18 protein-coding genes, 1 tRNA gene and 1 riboswitch are annotated in these 21,702 nt (G+C 45.2%); of the genes, 14 read left to right on the top strand and 5 right to left on the bottom strand.

Going from position 1 to position 21,702, the window contains the following annotated elements:
* Positions 1-35: 35 nt before the first annotated feature.
* Complete coding sequence (locus SCJ97_03390) at positions 36-2,447, bottom strand: penicillin acylase family protein (GenBank protein MDW7739090.1); 2,412 nt, start codon at positions 2,445-2,447, stop codon at positions 36-38.
* Positions 2,448-2,632: 185 nt separating this feature from the next.
* On the opposite strand from SCJ97_03390, the gene SCJ97_03385 reads away from it, so the two are divergent.
* The 6 genes from SCJ97_03385 (at position 2,633) to SCJ97_03360 (ending at position 7,228) form a co-directional block, all read left to right on the top strand.
* Positions 2,633-2,706, top strand: a tRNA-Gly gene (locus SCJ97_03385).
* Between the two features lie 141 nt (positions 2,707-2,847).
* The gene (locus tag SCJ97_03380; protein MDW7739089.1) at positions 2,848-3,279 is read left to right on the top strand and encodes a hypothetical protein; all 432 of its coding nucleotides are present in this window, start codon (positions 2,848-2,850) and stop codon (positions 3,277-3,279) included.
* A gap of 246 nt (positions 3,280-3,525) precedes the next feature.
* Complete coding sequence (locus SCJ97_03375; GenBank protein MDW7739088.1) at positions 3,526-3,963, top strand: Hsp20/alpha crystallin family protein; 438 nt, start codon at positions 3,526-3,528, stop codon at positions 3,961-3,963.
* 170 nt (positions 3,964-4,133) lie between these two features.
* The gene (locus SCJ97_03370) at positions 4,134-5,528 is read left to right on the top strand and encodes a sodium:solute symporter family protein (GenBank protein ID MDW7739087.1); all 1,395 of its coding nucleotides are present in this window, start codon (positions 4,134-4,136) and stop codon (positions 5,526-5,528) included.
* A 29-nt stretch (positions 5,529-5,557) separates the two neighbouring features.
* Positions 5,558-5,857, top strand: coding sequence for an ACT domain-containing protein (locus SCJ97_03365; protein ID MDW7739086.1), 300 nt, complete (start codon positions 5,558-5,560; stop codon positions 5,855-5,857).
* Positions 5,858-5,869: 12 nt separating this feature from the next.
* On the top strand, positions 5,870-7,228 hold the full coding sequence (locus tag SCJ97_03360; protein ID MDW7739085.1) for a PFL family protein: 1,359 nt from the start codon (positions 5,870-5,872) through the stop codon (positions 7,226-7,228).
* Positions 7,229-7,237: 9 nt separating this feature from the next.
* Here the strand turns inward: SCJ97_03360 and SCJ97_03355 are convergent, their stop codons facing one another.
* On the bottom strand, positions 7,238-8,134 hold the full coding sequence (locus tag SCJ97_03355; protein ID MDW7739084.1) for a diacylglycerol kinase family lipid kinase: 897 nt from the start codon (positions 8,132-8,134) through the stop codon (positions 7,238-7,240).
* Between the two features lie 218 nt (positions 8,135-8,352).
* Here SCJ97_03355 and SCJ97_03350 point away from each other — a divergent pair, with 218 nt between their 5' ends.
* The 7 genes from SCJ97_03350 to SCJ97_03320 all read left to right on the top strand — a co-directional run bounded on the left by SCJ97_03350 (position 8,353) and on the right by SCJ97_03320 (position 16,508).
* Complete coding sequence (locus SCJ97_03350) at positions 8,353-9,156, top strand: YhfC family glutamic-type intramembrane protease (protein ID MDW7739083.1); 804 nt, start codon at positions 8,353-8,355, stop codon at positions 9,154-9,156.
* Between the two features lie 42 nt (positions 9,157-9,198).
* Entirely contained in the window at positions 9,199-10,203 is a 1,005-nt protein-coding gene (locus SCJ97_03345) for a LacI family DNA-binding transcriptional regulator (protein ID MDW7739082.1), read from the top strand.
* Between the two features lie 239 nt (positions 10,204-10,442).
* Complete coding sequence (locus tag SCJ97_03340; GenBank protein ID MDW7739081.1) at positions 10,443-11,597, top strand: iron-containing alcohol dehydrogenase; 1,155 nt, start codon at positions 10,443-10,445, stop codon at positions 11,595-11,597.
* Positions 11,598-11,625: 28 nt separating this feature from the next.
* A complete protein-coding gene (locus SCJ97_03335; GenBank protein ID MDW7739080.1) occupies positions 11,626-12,390 on the top strand; it encodes an SDR family NAD(P)-dependent oxidoreductase in 765 nt (254 codons plus the stop codon).
* 206 nt (positions 12,391-12,596) lie between these two features.
* Positions 12,597-14,162: an amidohydrolase gene (locus SCJ97_03330; protein ID MDW7739079.1), complete on the top strand. Its 1,566-nt coding sequence runs from the start codon at positions 12,597-12,599 to the stop codon at positions 14,160-14,162.
* Between the two features lie 143 nt (positions 14,163-14,305).
* On the top strand, positions 14,306-15,451 hold the full coding sequence (locus tag SCJ97_03325) for a hypothetical protein (GenBank protein ID MDW7739078.1): 1,146 nt from the start codon (positions 14,306-14,308) through the stop codon (positions 15,449-15,451).
* Positions 15,452-15,635: 184 nt separating this feature from the next.
* Positions 15,636-16,508, top strand: coding sequence for a hypothetical protein (locus tag SCJ97_03320; protein MDW7739077.1), 873 nt, complete (start codon positions 15,636-15,638; stop codon positions 16,506-16,508).
* Here SCJ97_03320 and SCJ97_03315 read toward each other — a convergent pair.
* Positions 16,505-17,140, bottom strand: coding sequence for a response regulator transcription factor (locus tag SCJ97_03315; protein ID MDW7739076.1), 636 nt, complete (start codon positions 17,138-17,140; stop codon positions 16,505-16,507). The two genes, SCJ97_03320 and SCJ97_03315, sit on opposite strands and share 4 nt — an antisense overlap.
* A gap of 32 nt (positions 17,141-17,172) precedes the next feature.
* Entirely contained in the window at positions 17,173-19,446 is a 2,274-nt protein-coding gene (locus SCJ97_03310) for an ATP-binding protein (protein ID MDW7739075.1), read from the bottom strand.
* A gap of 324 nt (positions 19,447-19,770) precedes the next feature.
* Here SCJ97_03310 and SCJ97_03305 point away from each other — a divergent pair, with 324 nt between their 5' ends.
* Positions 19,771-20,826: a hypothetical protein gene (locus SCJ97_03305; protein ID MDW7739074.1), complete on the top strand. Its 1,056-nt coding sequence runs from the start codon at positions 19,771-19,773 to the stop codon at positions 20,824-20,826.
* Between the two features lie 93 nt (positions 20,827-20,919).
* Here SCJ97_03305 and SCJ97_03300 read toward each other — a convergent pair whose 3' ends face one another.
* Positions 20,920-21,270 (bottom strand): M50 family metallopeptidase, encoded by a 351-nt coding sequence (locus tag SCJ97_03300; GenBank protein MDW7739073.1) that lies wholly within the window; start codon positions 21,268-21,270, stop codon positions 20,920-20,922.
* Between the two features lie 71 nt (positions 21,271-21,341).
* Positions 21,342-21,427, bottom strand: a riboswitch (cyclic di-GMP riboswitch).
* Positions 21,428-21,702 lie beyond the last annotated feature (275 nt).

The raw sequence follows: 21,702 nt of genomic DNA, 5'->3' as shown, positions 1-21,702 counted from the left end.
TCGGATTGTCCTCTATTTTACCATATCAAAAATTACTAGCGCGGCTCAAGTGTAAGTTTTTCTTTCAAAGTTTTAACGTCGTCGACCTCAAAAATCATTTCTTTATATTCACCATCAAGCCACATTTGATGCTGGTCATCGTAATGTTTGCTTAAGAAATGACCTGAATTTCCTATAGCCAGGGCATCAAAAGCCCGACGGTCCGTCATGTCGACCATATAGCGCCAGGGAGCCGAATGGGTAACTCTGAAGGGTTCGGTGAGCTGGTAGCTCATGTTTGCCGGGGTGTGAAAACTTCCGCCCACCGGATCGGGACCACGGTTATAGAACCGAGCCAACAGGGCTACCGAACCTAAATTATGCTTGAAAGTGATCGTATGAAGCTTGCCCCACTGCCATCCGGTTGGCTCCCCGCCGATCTCTTCATCCAGATAGGAGACGGAAGCCCTGAATGCATTAAGAATTATGTCATCCCTGTTTTCAACGCTTTCGGTATTTACATCATTGAACCAGCCCGATTCACCGCTTAGCAGCATCCGGTCGAAAGCATTTGTGCTCGCTCTCTGAACGAGAAAACGCTCGTATAGTTCTTCACCCATTTCATCGGAAAAAGTCATTTCAAGAAGATTCATGTACAGTGTGTTGTATATTGAAGGACCAACCGAATCGGCTGGCTCTAAAGGCTCATCCAGCCAGGCCCTGAAAAGTTCCAGCACAGCAGCTTCTTTATCACTGAGCTCTGCCCTTTCCAGAGCGCCAACAAGGACTGGTCCCAGGATTTCTGCCTGAGTGTTGTAAAGGCTGCTCTGTCCTTTAATCATATCTTCAAGAGTAAAGCTGGATTGGCCTTCATATTCCCGCCAGATACTCATTGCCCGGTATGGTGGCGCCCAGGAGGCGGTAATAAAATATGGATAATCATCATCAACTACCCGGTGGTTAGCGGTTACAATAATACCCCCCGGAGGGTTATACAAAGTAGGGAGTTCATCATAGGGGATATATCCTATCCATTCATGCTGATCTGTTGTTCCATCTGCCGGCAGCAAACCGTTTCCACTGCGGCGGATCGGAATAAGACCGTTAGCCCTGTAACCTATATTACCCTCCCTGTCAGCGTAGACCATGTTTTGGGTTGGTGTGGCGAAGTCTTCAAGTGCCTCTGTAAACTCTTCCCAGTTTCTCGCTTCCATGTAACCGAGGATTGCCGCGAATTCCCGTGTTCCTTCAAGGGCAGTCCACTTAAGGGATAAAGGTATCTCCAGGTCAACAACACTGCTGATGACCGGCCCAAACCGGGAGATCATCACTTCAATCTGCCGCGGTTCATTTTCTCCTTTGACCGAAAACTCTTCAATGACGATTTCTGCATCAACCCATTCATCCATGTAGAGGTACTGCTTGGGATCATCAGGATTTAATTCCAGAACGTATAAATCCTGCACATCCGGGCCGGTGTTTGTAAAGCCCCAGGCGATATATTCATTGAAGCCTACAATGATGCCGGGCACACCCGGAAAAACAACTCCGGTAATATTAAGCCGGTCCTCCACTACAAGGTGAGCAGTATGCCAGATTGAAGGCAGTCCCATGGCCAGGTGCATGTCGTTGGCCAGTATGGCACCCTTGCCGGAAGCAAGGTCTCCGCTGATCACCCAGTTGTTTGAGCCTAATCCCGGTACATACCTCGTTTGCCCATTCAATTCGGCAATACGGGACAACTCTATTAATGATTGGACTCGATTACTCACGGTTAAATTTGTTTCGGCTCTATTCTCTTTTTCTGATGAGGAAATAATAACAGGCCCGTAATCCGGGTAATCAGGAAAAATTTCCGAAGCAAGTCCAAAGCCGACATGCTCAATCAGGGCTGTATGAAATAGTTCAGTCTGCATGTTACTCCCCAGGTACCAGGACATATAAACGCCTATGGCCAGGCTGTCTATGGGCGTCCACAGCTCCGGTTTGTATCCCAGCAAAATAAATTCCGGGGAGAGGCGATTATAGTTTTCCTCAATGAATGCATTAACTCCCGCAGAGTAGGCTTCAAACAAAGCGAGGGTCTCCGGGTCGAACAGTTGATAATTTTTTTCGGCTGCCCGGTAAAATCCGACCGTCAGGGTAAATAGATCGGTTTCAATAAACTCTTCACCGAGGATTTCAGACAGTTTCCCCCCAACACCCCGCCTGCTCATATCCATTTGCCACAAGCGGTCCTGAGCCTGGGCATACCCCTGGGCAAAAAAGAGGTCTTCCATAGAAGCGGCAATGATATGCGGCACGCCATACTGATCCCGGTAGATTTCAACCGGTTCATTTACCCCGGCAGAAATAACTCCGCTTGTCTTTGGCAGACCGCCGCGAGCAATAAAAGTAATTACCGCCGCCAGAATAACTATTACCAGCAAAAGGACAAACAAAACTATAACCGGCCATTTTCGCTTCATTTAGAACACCCCGCGAAATTTTTATAAAATATATTTATAATTTTCGATAAATAAAAACAATTATCCTGCAATTCCTAATCATAGTTTTAATAACTACAAAAAAACTTGCATAATTAACTTGAAGAGTTTATATTATTATAGAGAAATAAGCAGGTTGCCTAAACATGAGATTATATGTCAGACATGCGGGTGTAGCTCAATGGTAGAGCCCTAGCCTTCCAAGCTAGATACGTGGGTTCGATTCCCATCACCCGCTCCAATTTTTTATAGATGATCAGTATCAACTAAAAACCTTCCCACCTTTCATTAACCCATCAACTGTTACTAGTTTAACCCTTTTCAGAAGTGTAATAGTCATAATTATATAGCAACTAAGTCTATAAAAAGGTAGGTCTATTAAGTGTATTTCGAGATCTCGAAAGATCTAAACCTTCCACAAAAAGAAGTATTCATATTCCTCCGGGACAAAGATAAATATATGCAAAAAGAGGGTTCACCAGTACTTGTATTAGAACAAATATCTGAAGGTCCTGTTGGTATAGGTACGAGATACAGGGAAGTTGTTCAGATGTTACCGTTTTACAGGGGTGAAATATTATCTATAATAACCCGATACGAACCATATGAATACCTTGAAGAAGATTTTTCAGGAGCTGGGATGAAGGGGCATCTTGCTTACCAATTCATAGATAATAATGGCACCACCGAGCTAATTCAACGAGAAAGCATCTTCTTTGCTTTTCCACTAAACCTGCTGAACCCCATTATCAAAAGGATATTTGGTCAAAAGATTTTGGAGCGGTTGGAAGAAATTAAAGTAGAACTTGAGTAGAAAATACGTTTTACAGGTTATTGACTGCTCTCGACCCCGAAGAAACAATATCGTGCGATAAACGAAGAAATACAATGCATTAATGCGAAATATAGTAAAAATCACGACCAACCGGGAATATTTGCGAAAATCTGCCTCTCTCAGATAATATTTGAACTTGATCACCATGGAAATCCTTTGCATAATATTATTAGCACTCGGCAAACGAGAGTGCTAATAATAACTAAAAATATGGGAGGGAAAACCATGAGGGATCTGATTAGAAGAGCAAACAACAATGAAATGGATCGGATCCGTTCAGGAATCGATTCGGTGTTTGCAGATGCTTTCTTCCGTAACTGGCCATCCGGCGGGCAGGGAGCATTTCCACCCGTTGATCTTTTCAACACAGAAGGTTCACTGGTGGCCCTGATAAACCTGCCAGGGGTTGATATCAATGAAGTGGAAGTTACAACCAACAATGATACCCTGACCATTTCGGGTGAAATTAAATTTGAAGTGGGCGAGGGCGAACTGCTCTGGCAGGAAAGGACAGGAGGCAAGTTCTATCGAAGCTTCAAGCTGCCGGTTCCGATCAAAGCCGATTCTGTTGACGCAAGCTATAAAGCCGGAGTCCTGCGTATCGAAATGCCCAAGATCGACGAGCTAAAAAGCAGGACGATCAAGATCAAAGAAGCCAAGTAAAACTTAAAATAACTCAAGAGTCAAGGCATCGGGAATGATCTTATCCCGGTGCCTTTTCATTTATGCCTTGACCTGCCTCACTAGATTACCCAAGTTTAGCTGTTTTCATTTCATTCAATAAGCTATAATAGGAATAATCTTATAATGCCCATTAAAGGATGCAATAATAGATGGAACTGACAGCGCTGCATGCAGTTGGTATTGTAATAACCCTGATTGCTGTATTTGGGATCGGCATCTACTCCGGCCGCAAAGTCCGGACTGCTCTCGATTTTTCTGTTAGCGGCCGCAAAGCCGGTTCATTCCTGGTTATGGGCACTATACTGGGCACTCTCGTCGGCGGCGCTTCAACCATCGGCACTTCGCAGCTGGCCTATCTATACGGTTTATCTGCCTGGTGGTTTACCCTGGGAGGCGGTATCGGATGCCTGATCATAGCCATCTTCCTGGTCAAGCCGATGCGAGAGACCAGGTTTGAAACAATTCCCCGGTTTATATCTTCCAGCTATGGCACAACTGCCGGGGTGATGGCCGCTGTCTTTGTATCCCTTGGAATGTTTATCAATATAATGCCCCAGGTGTTCTCTTCGATGGCCCTGCTGTCCTCAATGTTTGCCCTTAATCTGAGCCTGGCTGCTTTACTGACAGTTGCCCTGGCCATATTGTATGTTGTCTTCGGCGGAGCCTGGGGGACAGGCTTGATGGGCGTAAGTAAAATTATGCTCACCTGTTTTGCCATGATTGCTGCCGGGTTTGTAGCCTTTCTTCTCTCCGGAGGAGTTTCAGGGATCACCGGCTACTTCCCTTCATACCCCTGGTTCAGCCTCTTCGGCCGGGGAGTAAATACTGACCTCGCTTCAGCTTTTGCCCTCATGGTCGGTGTTCTTTCGAGCCAGATTTATTTTCAGGGTATATTTTGCAGCCGCGATTTAAAAGCAGCCCGTAACGGCGCCCTGTTGAGCGCTCTTCTCGGTCCGGCCATCGGACTCGGTGGAATCCTGGTCGGTCTTTTCATGCGGATGCACTATCCGGGTATAAATCCGGCTCATGCTCTGCCGCTCTTCGTACTGAATCATTTGCCACCCTGGTTTGCCGGAATTGTCCTGGCGACCCTGCTTCTGGCCTCAATCGGCACAGGAGCCGGCCTGACACTCGGGGTTAGCACCATGTTTAACCGGGATATCTATTTGCGGCTAAAACCGAAAGCAGACGATAAACAGGTTTTAACCGTTTTCCGGATATCTATCATAGCAGTCATGTCTTTGGCCCTGGCAGTTGTCCTCATCGTGGGCAATGATGTGGTTATTCTTAACTGGAGCTACCTTTCCCTTGGACTGCGGGGAGCAACAATCTGCTTTCCCCTGCTTGCCGTAATCTTCCTGAAAGGAAAAATTTCCCCCGGGGCTGGCACTCTGTCGGTAATCCTCGGTCCATCGATTGTTATAATCGGGACTATCATTAAATTAGCCTTGAACCCGCTGTATATCGGCCTGGCAGCCAGTTTTCTTATTCTGGCTATTGATTATCTGCGAAACAGGGGAAACCATTTTATAGAGCTGGAGTAAACAATTAGCATTAAGAAAGGAGTATGACCATGAACCGGTTGAAAGCGCTTCCCGGAGGAAACAGGGTTGTCATTACCGTAATCGGCCCGGACCGGGTGGGGATTATTGCCGCTGTGGCAACAGTTCTCGCTGATAACGGGGTGAATATTCTCGATATCAGTCAGACAGTAATGCAGGAATTTTTTGTCATGGTCCTCGTGGCTGATATGGCCCAGGCAGCTGTTGATCTCGTTACACTGAAAGATCTGCTGGCGAAAAAAGGTGAAGAGTTAAAAATGAGAATTGATGTCCAGCATGAAGATATTTTCAACTTCATGCACCGGATTTAGGGGGTTAAGCTGTTGCTTACTATTGAAGAAATCCTGGAAACGATCAAGATGGTCCAGGAAGAAAATCTCGATATCCGGACCATTACGATGGGTATAAGCCTGCGCGACTGCAGCGATGCCGACCACAAAGCAGCGGGCAGAAAAATTTATGACAAGATCACCCGCTTAGCTGGTTCGCTGGTTCAGGCCGGTGAAGAAATTTCACGTGAATATGGGCTGCCCATTGTTAATAAGCGTATTTCGGTGACCCCGATAGCACTCGTCGCCGAAGCGAGTTCTGCTGAAAACTACATGGAATATGCCTACGCCCTTGAGAAAGCAGCACAAGAGGTGGGTGTTAATTTTATTGGCGGATTCTCCGCTTTGGTGCACAAGGGATTCACCGGAGGCGATTTGAAGCTGATACAATCGATCCCGCAGGCTTTGAGCGAAACAGAACGGGTCTGCGCTTCGGTAAACGTGGCAACTTCGCGAACCGGGATCAATATGGATGCAATCTACATGCTCAGCAGGGTGATCAGGGAGACGGCGAAACTGACAGGTGATCGCGATAGTATCGGCTGTGCGAAACTGGTAGTATTTGCCAATGTTCCCGAGGATAATCCCTTTATGGCCGGGGCGTTCCACGGAATCGGCGAACCGGATTGCGTGATCAATACCGGGGTAAGCGGACCGGGCGTGGTAAAAAGTGCGATCAGCCGTGTTGGTGATGCCGACCTGGGTGAACTTTCTGAAACGATTAAGAAAACAGCGTTTAAGATAACCCGCATGGGCGAACTTGTTGGTCGGGCGGCGGCGAAAAAACTGGGTGTTCCTTTCGGTATTGTCGATGTATCACTGGCCCCTACACCGGCTGTCGGTGATAGTGTGGCAGAGATCCTTGAGGAGATGGGTCTTGAAAGGTGCGGCGCTCCCGGTTCGACAGCCGCCCTGGCTTTGCTGAATGATGCGGTTAAAAAGGGCGGAGCCATGGCATCTTCTTATGTGGGCGGTTTATCCGGGGCCTTTATCCCGGTCAGCGAAGATGCAGGGATGATCAGAGCTGTAAATGATAAAGCGCTGAACCTGGAAAAGCTGGAAGCGATGACCGCAGTTTGCTCTGTGGGTCTTGATATGATTGCGGTGCCCGGAAATACTTCGGAAGAAACTATTGCCGCCATTATCGCCGATGAAGCGGCCATCGGTGTATTTAATAATAAAACGACTGCGGTGAGAATAATACCGGCTTATGGCAAAAAAGTTGGAGATTCTGTTGAGTTTGGCGGTCTATTGGGGAGAGCACCGATCATGGCTGTAAATAAATTCAAGGCAGAGAAGTTTGTCAGGCGCGGCGGTCGCATCCCAGCCCCGATTCACAGCCTGCGCAACTAAAATCGGTTATCACGGGACCAGTATATCGATCATTCCGGGCATGATACTGTATTCAAGGCTGTCTACATATTCCGGGAACAGCTCCCCATCCGAATGAGCGGGTGAAGGCGATTTCAACCGGACGCTGATCTGCCTGGTGTGAATTTCCTGAACGCCTTCAGCTTTAACAAAGGTTCCTTCCGGTTTCATAGCTTTGGGAAGCAGGGCAAGCAGACTCAAAGACGATTTCTTGTAGGCCAGCACGGCTGTGAGTAAGCCATCGGACGGGTCAGCATGGGGTGCCATGAAAAATAGACCGCCGGTTCGTGGGGCATTGCCGACCGAGATCAACGTCAGGGGTCCTTTGTAACTTCCACCATCCCATTCGATTTCAGCCTGCCAGCTGGGATTATGGGCAATCCCTTTTACTGCTGCCGCCAGGTAGCGGGGAATTCCTTTTAAGAATGTCATCTGCTGCTGCAGAACAGTTATGTACGGTTCCAAACCCATGGCTGAATTATTGACAAAAACCCGTTCACCGGCGACGCAGACATCGATCGATCTCGTTTTGCCGGTGGCTATAACCCCGGCAGCTTCTTTAAGATCCAGGGGCATGTTGAGGTTGCAGACGAGATCATTGGCTGTTCCCAGGGGCATAATGCCCAGGGTTCCGAGATGTGCTTTCCCCTTTGCTTTTGCCATCCCATTCACCACGTCACCGATCGTACCATCTCCGCCGGCAGCTATAATCGTCGAAAAACCTTCCCGCACAGCTTCTTCGGCCAGATCAACCGGATGGCGGCTGTGCTCTGAAACAACAAAGGAGAAATCCACACCGGCTTCCTCCAGGGCAGCTCTGGCTTCCGGCCAGCGTTTTTGAGCATTCCAACGGTTTGAGTAGGGGTTCAGTATCACTTTCGCAGTCATGATAGCCTCCAATCTTCCAACAGCAATAATCTGCAGAACAGGTTTTGTTCTTCTACAACACCTTCATTTTTACCTGCTTTAGTATCCGCTGCACTGTAGTATTATTTTACTGAGCATGCCTGTGCGTCAAAAGGCATCTAATATCCTGAATTATTGAGAAGGTTATTAATCAGAAGTTGTTGAATATGACTGTATAATATAAGAAGTGAGGTAAAGAAATGGCAGCAGAAACAGTTGGTTCAACCTCCCTGGTTGCGATGATCATCACGCTCCTGATCTGTTTCGGATTACCCCTGATCCTCTTGATCTACTTCTATGTTAAAGAACGCATCTCCATCGTTGCTGTACTGGTAGGCGCTCTTGCATTTCTGGTATCACAGGTTTTTATCCGTATTCCCATTCTTAGTGTAATTTCCGGCATGGATTGGTACCGACAGATGGCAGCAAACCTGATCCTGATCGCTCTCTTCCTGTCACTTACTGCCGGATTGTTTGAGGAAGTTGCCCGCTTTCTCGGTTTTAAATTTCTATTAAAAAAACACCTTTCATGGAAAAATGGTATTGCCTTCGGTATCGGTCACGGTGGAATTGAGGCAATAATACTGACCGGCTTTACCTATATAAATAATCTGGTTTACAGTGTTATGATCAACACCGGTGCATACGATGAACTCCTGGCCCCCCAGTTGGGGCCTGAAATGGCCCAATATATCAAGACACAACTGATCAGTCTGCCACCGCATATATATCTTGTTGCCGGGTTTGAACGGGCATTTACTATTTTTATTCACATAGCTCTTTCCCTTATCGTTTTGCTGGCTGTAACCAGGCGTAACTACATCTACCTGCTTTATGCAATCCTACTTCATGCAGCGGTCAATATTCCGGTAGTTATAATCCCCGGCCTCGGAATGGATATTTTGTATGCAGAATTATACCTGTTACTTTTGGCTGTTTTCAGCATTATATTTATCAAGCGCTCGCCTAGTTTGTACCCGGAATTGCCTGTTTCAGACAATTAAGTCTGTAATAATACTAATAAGTTTTTAGATGGGAATTATAACATGTCAACTATCAAGGATATAGCCCGCAAAGCGGGTGTTTCCGGAGCCACAGTCTCACGAGTGATCAATGATGCCAAGAATGTAAAACCGGAAACAAGAGAGAAAGTTCAAAAGGCAATCAAGGAACTGAGCTACTATCCCAACAGCCTGGCCAGGGGCATGCGCAGTAAAAAAACAAACAGCATCGGCCTGATCCTGGCTGATATAACAAATCCTTTTTATGCTGAAACTGCAAAAACAATTATTGAAACTGCCGGCAGGCACGGTTATTCAATTATTCTCTGCAATACCAACAATGATCTCGATGAACAGCAGAAAGATATTGAGATCCTGCTTCAGCGTAAAGTTGACGGTTTCATTTTCGCTTCAGTACATTGGAAAGATCCGGCGGTTAACAAGGTAATTCAGAACAATATTCCACATATGCTGTATAACCGGGTGACATCAAAAAGCAGTAACCTGAATTACGTTATTCTCGACAATGAAAGAGGGTCTTTTATTGCCGTCGAACATCTTTATAAACTCGGCCATCGAAGAATTGCTCTAATCAGGGGACCGCAAACCTTCTCTACCGGAAGGGAAAGAACCAGTGGTTATATCAACGCTCTTAAATATTTTGGCCTGCCCTATGACGAGAAACTGGTGGTGCAGGGTCAGTACAGAAGTAAAGAATCGTACGAGGCGACAAAGAAACTGCTTTCTTTAGCTGATCCTCCGACAGCAATCTTTGCCGGCAACGACTTGATGGCTTTAAGCGCCATGGAGGCAATTGTTGCCTCCGGGTTGTCAATTCCCAAAGATATTTCTCTTGTAGGTTTTGATGATATCGAAATTTCATCTCACAGCGGCATTAAACTGACAACTGTATCCCAGAACCCGAATATAATGGCAGAAATTGCAATTGATAATCTTTGTAAAATTATTACAGCAGTAAGCATTCAACAGCCTGTCCAGATTGTTCTCAAGCCTGCCTTGGCTGTAAGGGAAACAACAGGGCCATTATAAATGATTTATAATAGAAATAGCTATAAAAATTAATAAATAACCAGCAGGATTATTATTGATAATATTGAATAGCTTAAGATAATGTAAACGATTACACAAACATCCTCAGCAACAGGAACCTACATAATCTTAAGCGGGATAAGGCCAAAACACCATTAGAATTTAAACATCAAAGCGGCTAAAAGTGTAATCGTTTACATTTTTGTACATGTCGAGATCAACGCTAGGAGGTAAAATAGATGGTTTTCCCATTCAGTCTTCCAGGTATTAACTATTTCGGAAGAGGTGCACTTTCTGAACTAGGCCCTGAGGTTGCCGGATATCGGGCTAAAAAAGTGTTCCTGATTTCCGATAAAGGGGTGGCCGATGCAGGCCTGATTGAAAAAGTAGCCAGGCAGGTTAAGGAATCAACTGCTGAATTTTTATTATACCTTAATGTTAAACCGGAACCAACAGTTGAAGATCTCGATCGCTGCCTGGAAGCTTTCAAAATGGAATCGTGCGATCTGATTATCGGCCTGGGTGGTGGCAGCCCGCTTGATGTTGCGAAGGGCGTCTCTATTCTTGCTACAAACGGGGGAAGTATTCTTGACTATGTCGGTATAAATCTGATTCCGAAATCGGGCATTCCAAAAATCCTGATACCAACCACAGCCGGTACCGGGGCTGAAGTAACAAAGAACGCTATCTTTACCGATAAAAAAGAACAGCTTAAAAAGGGAGTAGTTAGTAAATATTTATTGCCGGAGGTGGCCATTGTTGACTCAGACTTAACTTTAACCATGCCTCCAAGCGTAACTGCTGCGACCGGCATGGATGCTCTGACTCACGCGATTGAATCTTACACCGCACCAAAGGCTACTATTCAAACAGATCTTTATGCTCTGAAAGCGATCGAGTTGATTGGAGAAAGTTTAAGACAAGCTGTGGCTTCAGGAACTGATGCAAAAGCCCGGGAAGATATGGCTCTGGGCAGCGTTTTTGCAGGAATTTCATTAGCTAATGCCGGAGTCGGGGCAGTTCACGCCTGTGCTTACCCGATTGGCGGTCGCTTTGGAACCGGTCACGGGGTAACCAATGCCCTTCTCCTGCCGTATATTATGGAATATAACCTGGTTGGTAACCTGAAAAAGTTTGCAAACATAGCCCATGCGCTTGGCGAAATTACTGATCAAATGCCACTGCGGGAACAGGCCAATCTCGCGCCCAAAGCGGTATTTTCCCTTTCAAAGGATATCGGTATTCCGCAAAAGTTGAGCTTATTCGGGGTGAAAAAGCAAGATATTCCCGACCTGGCTGAGGCAGCTATGAAAGTAACCCGCTTGATGGATAACAGCCCAAAAAAACTGACCCTTGAGGAAGTTACCAGCTGCTTATATAATGCTCTCGATTAAAGTCGTACAGGTATGATAGGAGGTTAAAATGGGAAAAATAAGCGTGGATCTGACAGGGGAAAATGCAATAGTTACCGGAGCCGGGAAAGGTATAGGCAGGGCAATTGCATTGAAGCTGGCTGAATCAGGCGCCAAGGTTTTTGCCGTCAGCAGAACCCTTAAAGATCTGGAAGTAGTTAGAGATGAAATAAGGAAAGGAGGTGGAGAATGTTCAATATTCAGCTGTGATGTTCAAAATGTTAATCAGATAAGTGAAATGGTCGATAAAGTTAGCGAAGAGGCAGGCAAGATTGATATTCTGGTCAATTCTGCCGGTCTGAATATCCAGGCTCATACCCTTGATGTTACCGAAGAACAATGGGATACAGTAATCAATACTAATCTGAAAGGTTCATTTTTTACATCACAGGCTGCTGCCAGAAAAATGAAGGAATTTAATGAAGGACGAATTATCAGTATTACTTCCCAGATGGCGTTTGTTGGTTTTTTCAAGCGAGCTGCCTACTGCGCAAGCAAGGGCGGACTCACCCAGGCTACGAAGGCCATGGCGGTTGAACTGGCCGAATTCAATATCAAGGTAAATTGTGTCGCCCCGACTTTTTTGAAGACTCCTTTAACCGAGCCGATGTTTGAGGATATTGATTTCTATAACGAAGTGCTGAGCAGAATACCACTAGGTAAAATTGGCACTCCTGACGATGTTGTTGGTGCAGTTCTCTATCTTTGCTCAGACTCGGCCGATCTGATTACCGGTAGTACAATTCTCGTTGATGGCGGATGGGTAGCCTGGTAACAAACTTATGGGTTAACCTACAGAGGTGCTTCGAAACGCTGTTTTCGTTTATCCCGGAAGCAGTGTTTTTTATTTGAAGAGGTAGCTAAACAGAAGGGTTACAGGGAATAATAAAGAATTACTTAACAATTTAAATAACAATGGTTCTTTTGTATCAAATAATATTCGTTTGTAGTGTAATCAAACGGGGAGTGTGATAGCAAACAATGAAGGTATTCTATGGCGACATTGTAACCTGTGACGAAAAAGGAACAGTATATCAGTACCTAGTTGAGGATGAAGGAAAAATCGTATTTGTCGGCGATAAACTGCCGAGGACCTACATGCGCGAATCCGGGCAGATTGACCTCGGTCCGAAAGCTCTTCTCCCTGCATTTGGTGATGGCCATATCCACTTTTCAAACTGGGCTATATTTAATTCCACATATGATGTCCGTGCAGCTCAGTCAATCGCCGATGTAGGCCCGATTATTAAAGAATATGCAGAGAGAGACCCCGGGGCAAAAGTACTGGTTGGTTTCGGTTATTCCAAGAATTCCATAGCGGAAAGGCGTTTGATCACCAGGACTGAACTGGATGATATAGTAAAAGACCGGCCAATATACCTGATCAATTATGACGGACATTCGGCTGTCGCCAACAGCGCAGCTATCGGTTTGATGCCGATGGAAATACGCTCCCTTCATGGATTCAACCTGGAGTCCGGCCAGTTATTTAACGAGGCATTTCTTAAAGCCAACGATTTTATTACCAACAAAATTCCGTTTACCAGGCTGCTTTCATCTATGGTTAAGGGGATGGATACGCTTGCCGGTTACGGGGTTGGTCTGGTCCATCCGGTGGAAGGCGTCGGTTTTCCCCGTGATCTGGATGTAGATGTGGTCCGCTTTGTAGCAAGGAGTGCTCAGCTTGAATTTCGGGTCTACTTTCAGACTATGGATATCAAGAAAGTGTTACGCCGGAAATTACCACGCATCGGGGGCTGCTTTGCCTGCCAGCTTGACGGCTGTTTCGGGGCTAAAGATGCTGCTCTGCTCGAACCGTATAGCGATGACCCCGGGAACCGGGGCATTCTTTTCTACAGTGATGAAAAGGTTATCGATTTCGTCAAAGCAGCTAACCGGGCCGGGTTACAGGTCCAGATGCACTGTATCGGTGATGCTGCCGTTAACCAGGCAGTCCGGGCTATCGAATCCGCCCTTGAAGATTTCCCGCGTAACGATCACCGGCATACACTAATTCACGCCTGCATGATTCCTGAAGAAACCCTGGAGAAAATCGCCGCACTGAAGATCGGCATTACCCTGCAGCCGGCCGTACTTACCTCTCCGCTGGAACCTCCGGATTATCTTGAAAAGATCCTGGGTGACAGGTTCATTACCGGTTCTCCCCTGCGTAAAATGGTTAACATGGGTATTCATGTCAGTGGAGGTTCAGACGGGCCGGTAACCATTCCGGACCCCATCGAAGGTATCCATGCTGCCTGTAACCAGCATAACCCCGATCATTCTCTAAGTGTTCACGAAGCTCTCAGGCTCTATACCTACAACATTGCCTATACTTCATTCGATGAAAAAGAAAGAGGGACTCTGGAAGAGGGCAAGGCGGCCGATATGGTTATATTAAACCGCAACCCCTTAAAACTTGATCCTGCCGATTTGCTGAAACTGAAAGTGGAGAAGCTCTACATGGCTGGTCGGGAATATGAAAAAGGGAGAAAAGTCCCGCAGGTTATTTTTGAAAGCATTAAGAAGTTGGGCCGTCCCGTCTAACAATAAAGTTAACCCGAAAGTATAATGAACAAATTCCCCTAACGGTCCAGTTAATATAGACCTCCGGTATGATGTGCCATTTAATTGATTCAGGTAGCATGATAAATGTAGAAGTCTAATTATTACCGGAAGGTGTCTTTTTTATGCGAAAAATATTTCTGGGGTTAATAATTACCGGCATCGCCACTGTTATATTTATTTCGGTGAGATCAAATACCTCCTCTATTGTTATTAATCCTCCATCCCCGGGAACGGTTATATCTGAAGAACAGGTTGTCATGGAACCGGTCGGTTTCTTTACCATAACTCAGGGCGGCAGTACGAAGGCGCTGGTTATTCAAAACAATCTATCCAGGCCGGTTCGATTCAGCATCGGATACGAGCACCCATACCTTTCTTTTCAGCCGCAGAGCGAAAGCATCCCATCGGGAGGAACTATAGATGTTTATATTAATCTGGATCACCTTTGCCCCCCGGGAGATATTGAGCTGCCTGTGTATCTTCGTGGTGATCTTGAAGATGAAAGACTTGGTATGGAAGCGGTGCTTTCCTTCAGGGTAAAACCGGGATACCTCTTCCTCAATCTGGTTGAAGGCAATCCGGAAATTCTCTGGAACGGTGAACCTGCTCCCCGCGGAACAGAGCTCTATTACAGAATACCCGGTGAAGAAGCCTGGAATCTGTGGGGTGAACTGCCCCGTATAAGTCAGTCGGTTGACCTTGATCATGGCACTTATGATTTCGAATTTAAGGCTGTTCTGGGCGAAGTGGAATCCACACCTGATCTCTACAGGGTTACGGTTAGTGATACCATTTCCTTTACGGAAATAGAAATAGATGATTTGCAAACACCTGAAGAAGTAGCTCTAACCACACCTGCACCGGTTAAAACGCCCAAACCAATAGCGGAAGTGAAGCCCACGCCTCTTCCATTTCAAGCTACCCCGGCTATTCCAGGCTACACAGCCTATGAACTGAAACTTTCTGCCGATCAGAAATCCGGTTTCTACTACTTTAGAAATTTCTATGTCAACCCGACCGAAAACTCGCTTTACCTGCCTGATGATGCCTATGTATATATATCTTTTGATCGGGATGGACTCGGCCTCTATTTTGACTGGTCTTCAAATTATTCTTTTGCCATGGTTGTCGTTCGTGGCGGCCCGGCATTCAATACCTACCGCTACAACCCTCCGACCGTAGGCGACTATTACCTGCATCCGCCGGTCAATCCGGAGAATAAACTATACCTTGGCATTACCAGTATTATTTTTTATTATGGTGGATAAACCGGATCTTAAGCTCTGCTTCCCTATTTTAAAAGGACTTTTCCTAAAGTGTGGTCCTTAAGTGGTAGATGTAAACTCTTCTTTTGTGCCACTTAAGATACACCTGCGGTGTGATGTTATAAATACCCTAAAAGAATATAAATTATATTAGGAGAAATATATTCTTCGGAAATGAGGGCTTCAGATGAGGAAGATTTTACTGGGCCTGGTGATTACCGGCCTGGCCCTGACGCTATTTATAACGATTAAGCCGCAAACCGCAAACCTTATTGTAACCCCCGAAGGTCCTCAAAGTGTGCCGGCGGATCAGGCATTAAGCGTCTTGCCAGTCCCTTACTTCGAAATTGTTCAGGGTGAGAGTACAAAAGCCCTGACAATTCGTAATAACACCGGGCAGAGAATCGGGTTCAGTTTAGGGCACGAGAACCCCTATGTTACTTTCCAGCCACAGGGCGACCAGATCGGGCCGGAACTTTCACGAGAAATTGAGATAGTTATAGATCCGGAATGTCCGGTTGGCATGATCGATCTTCCCGTCTACCTGCGGGCTGATATACTCGGCGAAAGAATCGGGTTAGAGACTTCCTTAAGCTTTAGAGTTGTTGAAGGTAACCTCTCATTTGAACAGCTTGAAGGCAGTTTCGCTGTACTCTGGAACGGGCATCCGGCACCCCGTGGAGTACTTGTCTATTACCGTCAGCCCGGAGAAAGTCAGTGGGATGTTTGGGGAGAAACACCACGGGTTGAACCGCCCCGTTATCTCGCACCGGGTGATTACAATTTTGAATACAGGGCGAAACTGGGAGATGTGGAATCACCAGTGGCGCTTTTAAATATCACTGTTGAGGAAATAATCGTCAAGACTCCCGAACCCGAACCGGTTGCTGAAGCTCCTGCAACCGCTGCTGCTCAGCCTGTAATCGAAGAAGAAAAAGAACCGGAACCGCCTCCAATCGGCACATGGGAATACCTGATGTGGAAGAAAAAGATGCGTCAGGAAGCAATGAAAGCCAGCCAGGAAGTGGAAGAAGAAGTCCCCGAATGGTGGGAATTCTAATCAATCCGGTGCAGGCCTTTCGATACAGCATAGAGTGCAGCCTGAGTGCGGTCATTTAATTCAAGCTTTTCAAGAATAGAACCAACATGTTTTTTAACAGTATGTTCGCTTATGTACAACTCATCAGCTATGCATTGATTATTTAGTCCTCTGCTGAGTGCTTTAAGAACTTCCAACTCTCTGGGTGTTAATTCGCTGAGGTCGGGTTTTCTGCTGAACCGGCCTTTTTCCATGGCCATCTGGACTACAACGGGATCAAAATATTTTCTGCCCTGGCTGACAGTTCTTACAGCGTTGATCAGTTCTTCCGGAAGTGCTTCTTTAAGGATGTAGCCATCTACATTTTCAGCTATTGCAGCCTGTATCTCCTCTTCTGTTGAGTATGAAGTCAGAATGATGTACCTGGTTTTATCACAGATCTGCCTGCCCTGCCGGACAATTCCCAGGCCATGTTCATTATTCAGCCTTAAATCAACCAGGGCTACATCGGGTTCCTGCTCTTTAATGATTTTTAATGCCTCTTTTATATTCGATGCGCTTCCTGTCAGCTCCATATCTTTTTCCAACCTGGTTGCCGCCTCTATCCCTCTTCGAACCAGGGGGTGGTCATCAACCATCATTACTTTGATCATCACATGCTCCCTCCTTCTCTTAAATCACCGGCTTACTCCACTGAAACCGGTGATGTCGGTATTGAACAGGTTACTTCAGTTCCTTTACCCTGCTTGCTCTTTATGTCAAGGGAACCCTGCAGGGAAAGGGCTAACTCACGCATATTGACCAGGCCCAGCCGGTTTCCGGCGGAATAAAGGTCCAGGCTGCTCTGAACATCAAAGCCTCTGCCGTTATCACTTACTTTTAGAATTGATCTGAAAGGTGTTATATCAAGGTGTACTATGACTTCAGAACATTTCCCGTGCCGCAGGGCATTTCCCGTTGCTTCCCTGATGATCCTGTAGAGCACCTTGCAGATGGCCGGGTTTAAATATTCCGTACTGCCGTTTACCGTGTTGGCAATTTTTATCGAGTTCATTCTGGCCAGTTTATCCAGGTAGCTCGATATTTCATCAATAAACTCCTTATTTGTTTCCTGGCGCGGGTTAAGACGGTAGATCAGCGAACGCAATTCGCGGGCAGTCTGGGCGGACAGGTTTTTGATGTCTACCAGGGTATCATGATATTTTTCTTCAAGCATGCCGTCGGTTTCTTTTGATAATGAGTCGATGCTGTATACAATGCTGAACAGATTCTGTGAAATAGTATCGTGGATTTCATTGGCGATCCTCTTCTGTTCATCTATGACCAGCAGCTTATCTGCAAACTGCTCGGCACGGGCTCTTTCCACGGCGATGGCGCTCAGATCGGCTAAAATATTGAGGATGTGAATCGTCTCATCGGTCTGGTAGGTATTGTTTAACTGAATGCCGGCCAGCATGCCAAAACAGTGAGAACCGGTTTTCACCGGGATGCTGATCAGTCTTGCACCATTTGAGGGTGAGTTTATGAGTGGCTTTATAACCGGTTTTTTACTCTGGGAGACCTCATCCCATGATTCAAGCAAAGGCTGCCGCCACTCTTCTTCGGGAAAAAGGCTCTTCGGTCCCTTTACAGAAAAAATCGGATAGTATTCATCATACTCCTCACGGCCTACGTTTTGCATCCAGAAGATTGCCTTGGCACAACCTGTCAGCGCCCGGGCATAGGAAGCAAAAAGTTCAATAACCATACGTGGATCATTATGTCTTGATACAGTTTCAACGGCGGCGTATATAGAGGAGATATGCTGCAGAACCCTCTCGCGCTGTTTGAACATGGATAGCCATTCGGCAGTTTGTTCGGCAAAACGGATGAATAACAGAAGGTTTTCCGAAAAAGATAAGGGATTGATCATTGGCTTCAACCAGCCAACAAATAAAGCGGAAACCTGGTTCTTCTCACCCTTTAGCGATACGGCAACAAAGTTTCTATTTCTACCGATCAACATTTTTTTTGATCCGGTATGAGATAGTTCGTCCCAACGATCTTCTAATTCATTGCGAACAACATTTGCCTGTAAACCGCGAATATTTGAATTTGAACATGCAATCTTAATATTTATTACAGCATTGTTGTCAGGAATTTCTTCATTTACTAATGTTATAAATACAGCGGCCTGCCGAAAGGGGAATAAACCAACAAGAGTCTCAATCAAAGCATTGTAGATGTCTTTCTGGCTTTTACATGTTGCCACTTCACGCTGGAATTTTGAGAGGCTCTGAAAGACCTGGTAGTTTTCAGAGAGGTTCTGATAGGCAGAAAGCAGTTCTCTCTTTTGGCTTTTGCTTTCCATTGTCTGTTCGGATAAGTTTAAATGCATGCGGGCGAACATATACATGATGATCACAATTACTGTTAAATTGAGCGCGGCGTAGTAATTATTATTTAGAATATCGGAAAGGGTGAAGAAAGCCCCCAGCAGGAAGTATTTCCAGCCAATAGTCCCGACAATCAATACCCCAAGTATTAAGAGAGCATAGGCCAGGCTAAAAAAGGCAGTAGAAACAATGAAGGGGTTTAATGCATACCAGAGAAAGGGGCCGTGAAATCCACCTGTATAAGTTAACAACAAGGATATACCAACAACTTCAGTAATTATAAGGAAGGATACAACTTTTATATTGTTCCAGTAATGCTCATAAAGGCTGATCAATAAAATGGCCGAGGCGGTAAGTAAAAGAATTAAACTTAGCTGTGAAAGCAGGTCAAAGTTACCGGGGAACAGCAAAAATAGAGTTGATGAAAGCAGCAGGGAAAGCAACCGGTAGAGGCGGATTATGCTGGTAGGCTTCATGTTGGCTAATAATCTACCGAGTTGGACAGGAACTTTTCGTTTCTCCCTTACCTCTTCCTCCAACTCCACAGAATCGTCACTTTGTAGTGTTTCGAGTTCTGTTTTCATTGTAAGCCTCGTATGCCGGTATCAATGTACCGGCATTAAAAAATTAAGAATTATTATCAACATTTAAATTTTCGACATGGTGACAATAATTCCTTTTTTTGAAAGTACGAATTTTCGTAACCCCAACCATTAAAAGTACCCTGAGTACTAACTTATTAACTTATTGTCGAAATAATACTTAATACCCACAAAAAATGGGTAATAAGAACCATGCAGTAAACGGCTAAGAGTGATAATTTTTAAAGTGGGCGTATGTGCCCTTCACATAGATCCAACCTCATGAAATTATACATAATAAAATGAAATGAGGAGGAGATTTACAAGATGATTAAAAAGAGCAAGTGGCTGGCAGTTACTTTGGCAGTAATGATGTTGATTGGGATATTTGGTGGATCAGTATTAGCAATGGATCCACCAGGTGACGCTCAGGAGGTGCCCTTGTATGCCGGGCAAAATATCGAAGTCGGTTCGGTTTTTGTCTGGAATGACAGTGAGAACCTGTTCGTCCTATATAAATTAAGCGAAGGTGCATTGGAGGATGGCTGGTGCATTTCTGAAACACATCTCCATGTTGGGAAATCTCTTGATGAATTTCCGCTGGCAGGCCGTCAGCAAAACCCTGTTCCCGGCCAATTCGATTACAGTGACCCCCATGGATGTGTACCGGAGTATCTTTATGAAATTTCCTTAGATGGTTGGCTGGTAGGTGATGAACTTCTGGTTGCTGCCCATGCGGTGGTCAAGAATACAGTAGTCTTGGATTGTTGGGAAACAGTATGGCAAATAGGCGATGTAGAAGAAAGAGATCCGGCAACAGGATTACTATACAATTATGCTGATGAATTCAACTGGGGAGCCCCGGCTGGACCGACGACTATGGGGCTAACTTTAGCCCAGGAAACACCACCTTTTACCAACCCATTTATAGTTGGAACTACACCTACCAGTGAGTTTCCGTTTAATTCAAATGCAGTTAGGGGTTACGCAACCGATTTCGAAGTTAAATGGGACGGGGCACTAAATTACGGAGGCAAACTAACTATTTCATGGTCACCTGGTAATTCTGCATTTGAACGCAAAGTTATTAGTGGCGATGGGATAACTGAAACTATCGTAACTGCAAATGGAAGTGTAGCATCTGGCCAAGGATGGTTTATGGATCAATATCTTCTTGTAGAACATTCCGTGATTGTTTCACCTCTAGCAGATGGATTACAAACGATAAGATTCCAACATACTAATGGAGATGGAACATTTTGGGATTGGGTTCGGCTTGAAGAACCATGTGTAGAAATTAATATCGAAACTGCCTGGGGCGCAGGAAACCGCTTTACAAATCAGGGGAATTGGGCAACATACTTTGAATATACTTTAGAATAAAACTACTCTGTGTGCTAAATTACTAACTTATTGCCTGCCTTAGAGAATAATTCTGAGGCAGGCAATTATTTTTGTACTCTGAATACTAACTTATTAACTTATTGCTTGAAGCTGCTGAAATACATGTTTAAGGTTTGTTAATACTCTTGATCCGTCTGAACCGGGCAGTGGCAGCAGATTGACAAGACCGAATACGAGGTTGGTCAGAAAGAGAAGTTCCTGTCCTGTTATGAAGAACGAAATTGCGAAAAGAAGATTTATTGCCGGACCCGCTAAAGAAACAAACGTCCTTTTAAGCGGTTCATTTGCATAAGGCTCCCAGCTGATACCGATACCTTTTAGATTCAAGACCAATCCTTGAATGCGTCCAGCCCGGGTGAGCATTATTCCCAAAGCATGGCCGGCTTCGTGAATAAAAACAGTAAACAATATTGCAATAATCATTTTTTGCTTCCTCCATCATACGGAATCAATTTCCATCCGACGATAATGGAGGAGTACAGCAAAAATCCTGTTTCGGTAGCCTGGCAGTCATACCCTTACAGGGCTTAGACCCATAGCTTTGCGTCGCTTCCTTTCGAAAGCTTTGCCATTATCGTCAGGTTTATTTCTCTGTTAAAAACATATATTTATGCTACTGAAATCAGTATAACCCAACAAGGTGGTATAAAGCAAACTTTTTCTCCACTCGAACAACTAATTTCTGCACCTACACTTTTACACTTTAGTAGTAGTGAAATGTAGACTATCCGGTGATGTTAAAAAATTTTATGAGATTTAAGATTATGATAACTTCAGTGAATTGCATAATATTTCGGGAATATTTATTTCATCATTTAATAACATCCAGGGAGGTGTTTGCGAAAGTAATTAGAC

This window comes from Bacillota bacterium, from assembly GCA_033549065.1.
Lineage (GTDB): Bacteria > Bacillota > Dethiobacteria > DTU022 > DTU022 > JAWSUE01.
The sequence above is the reverse complement of the archived record's forward strand: the minus strand, read 5'-3'. Positions and strand labels throughout refer to the sequence as shown.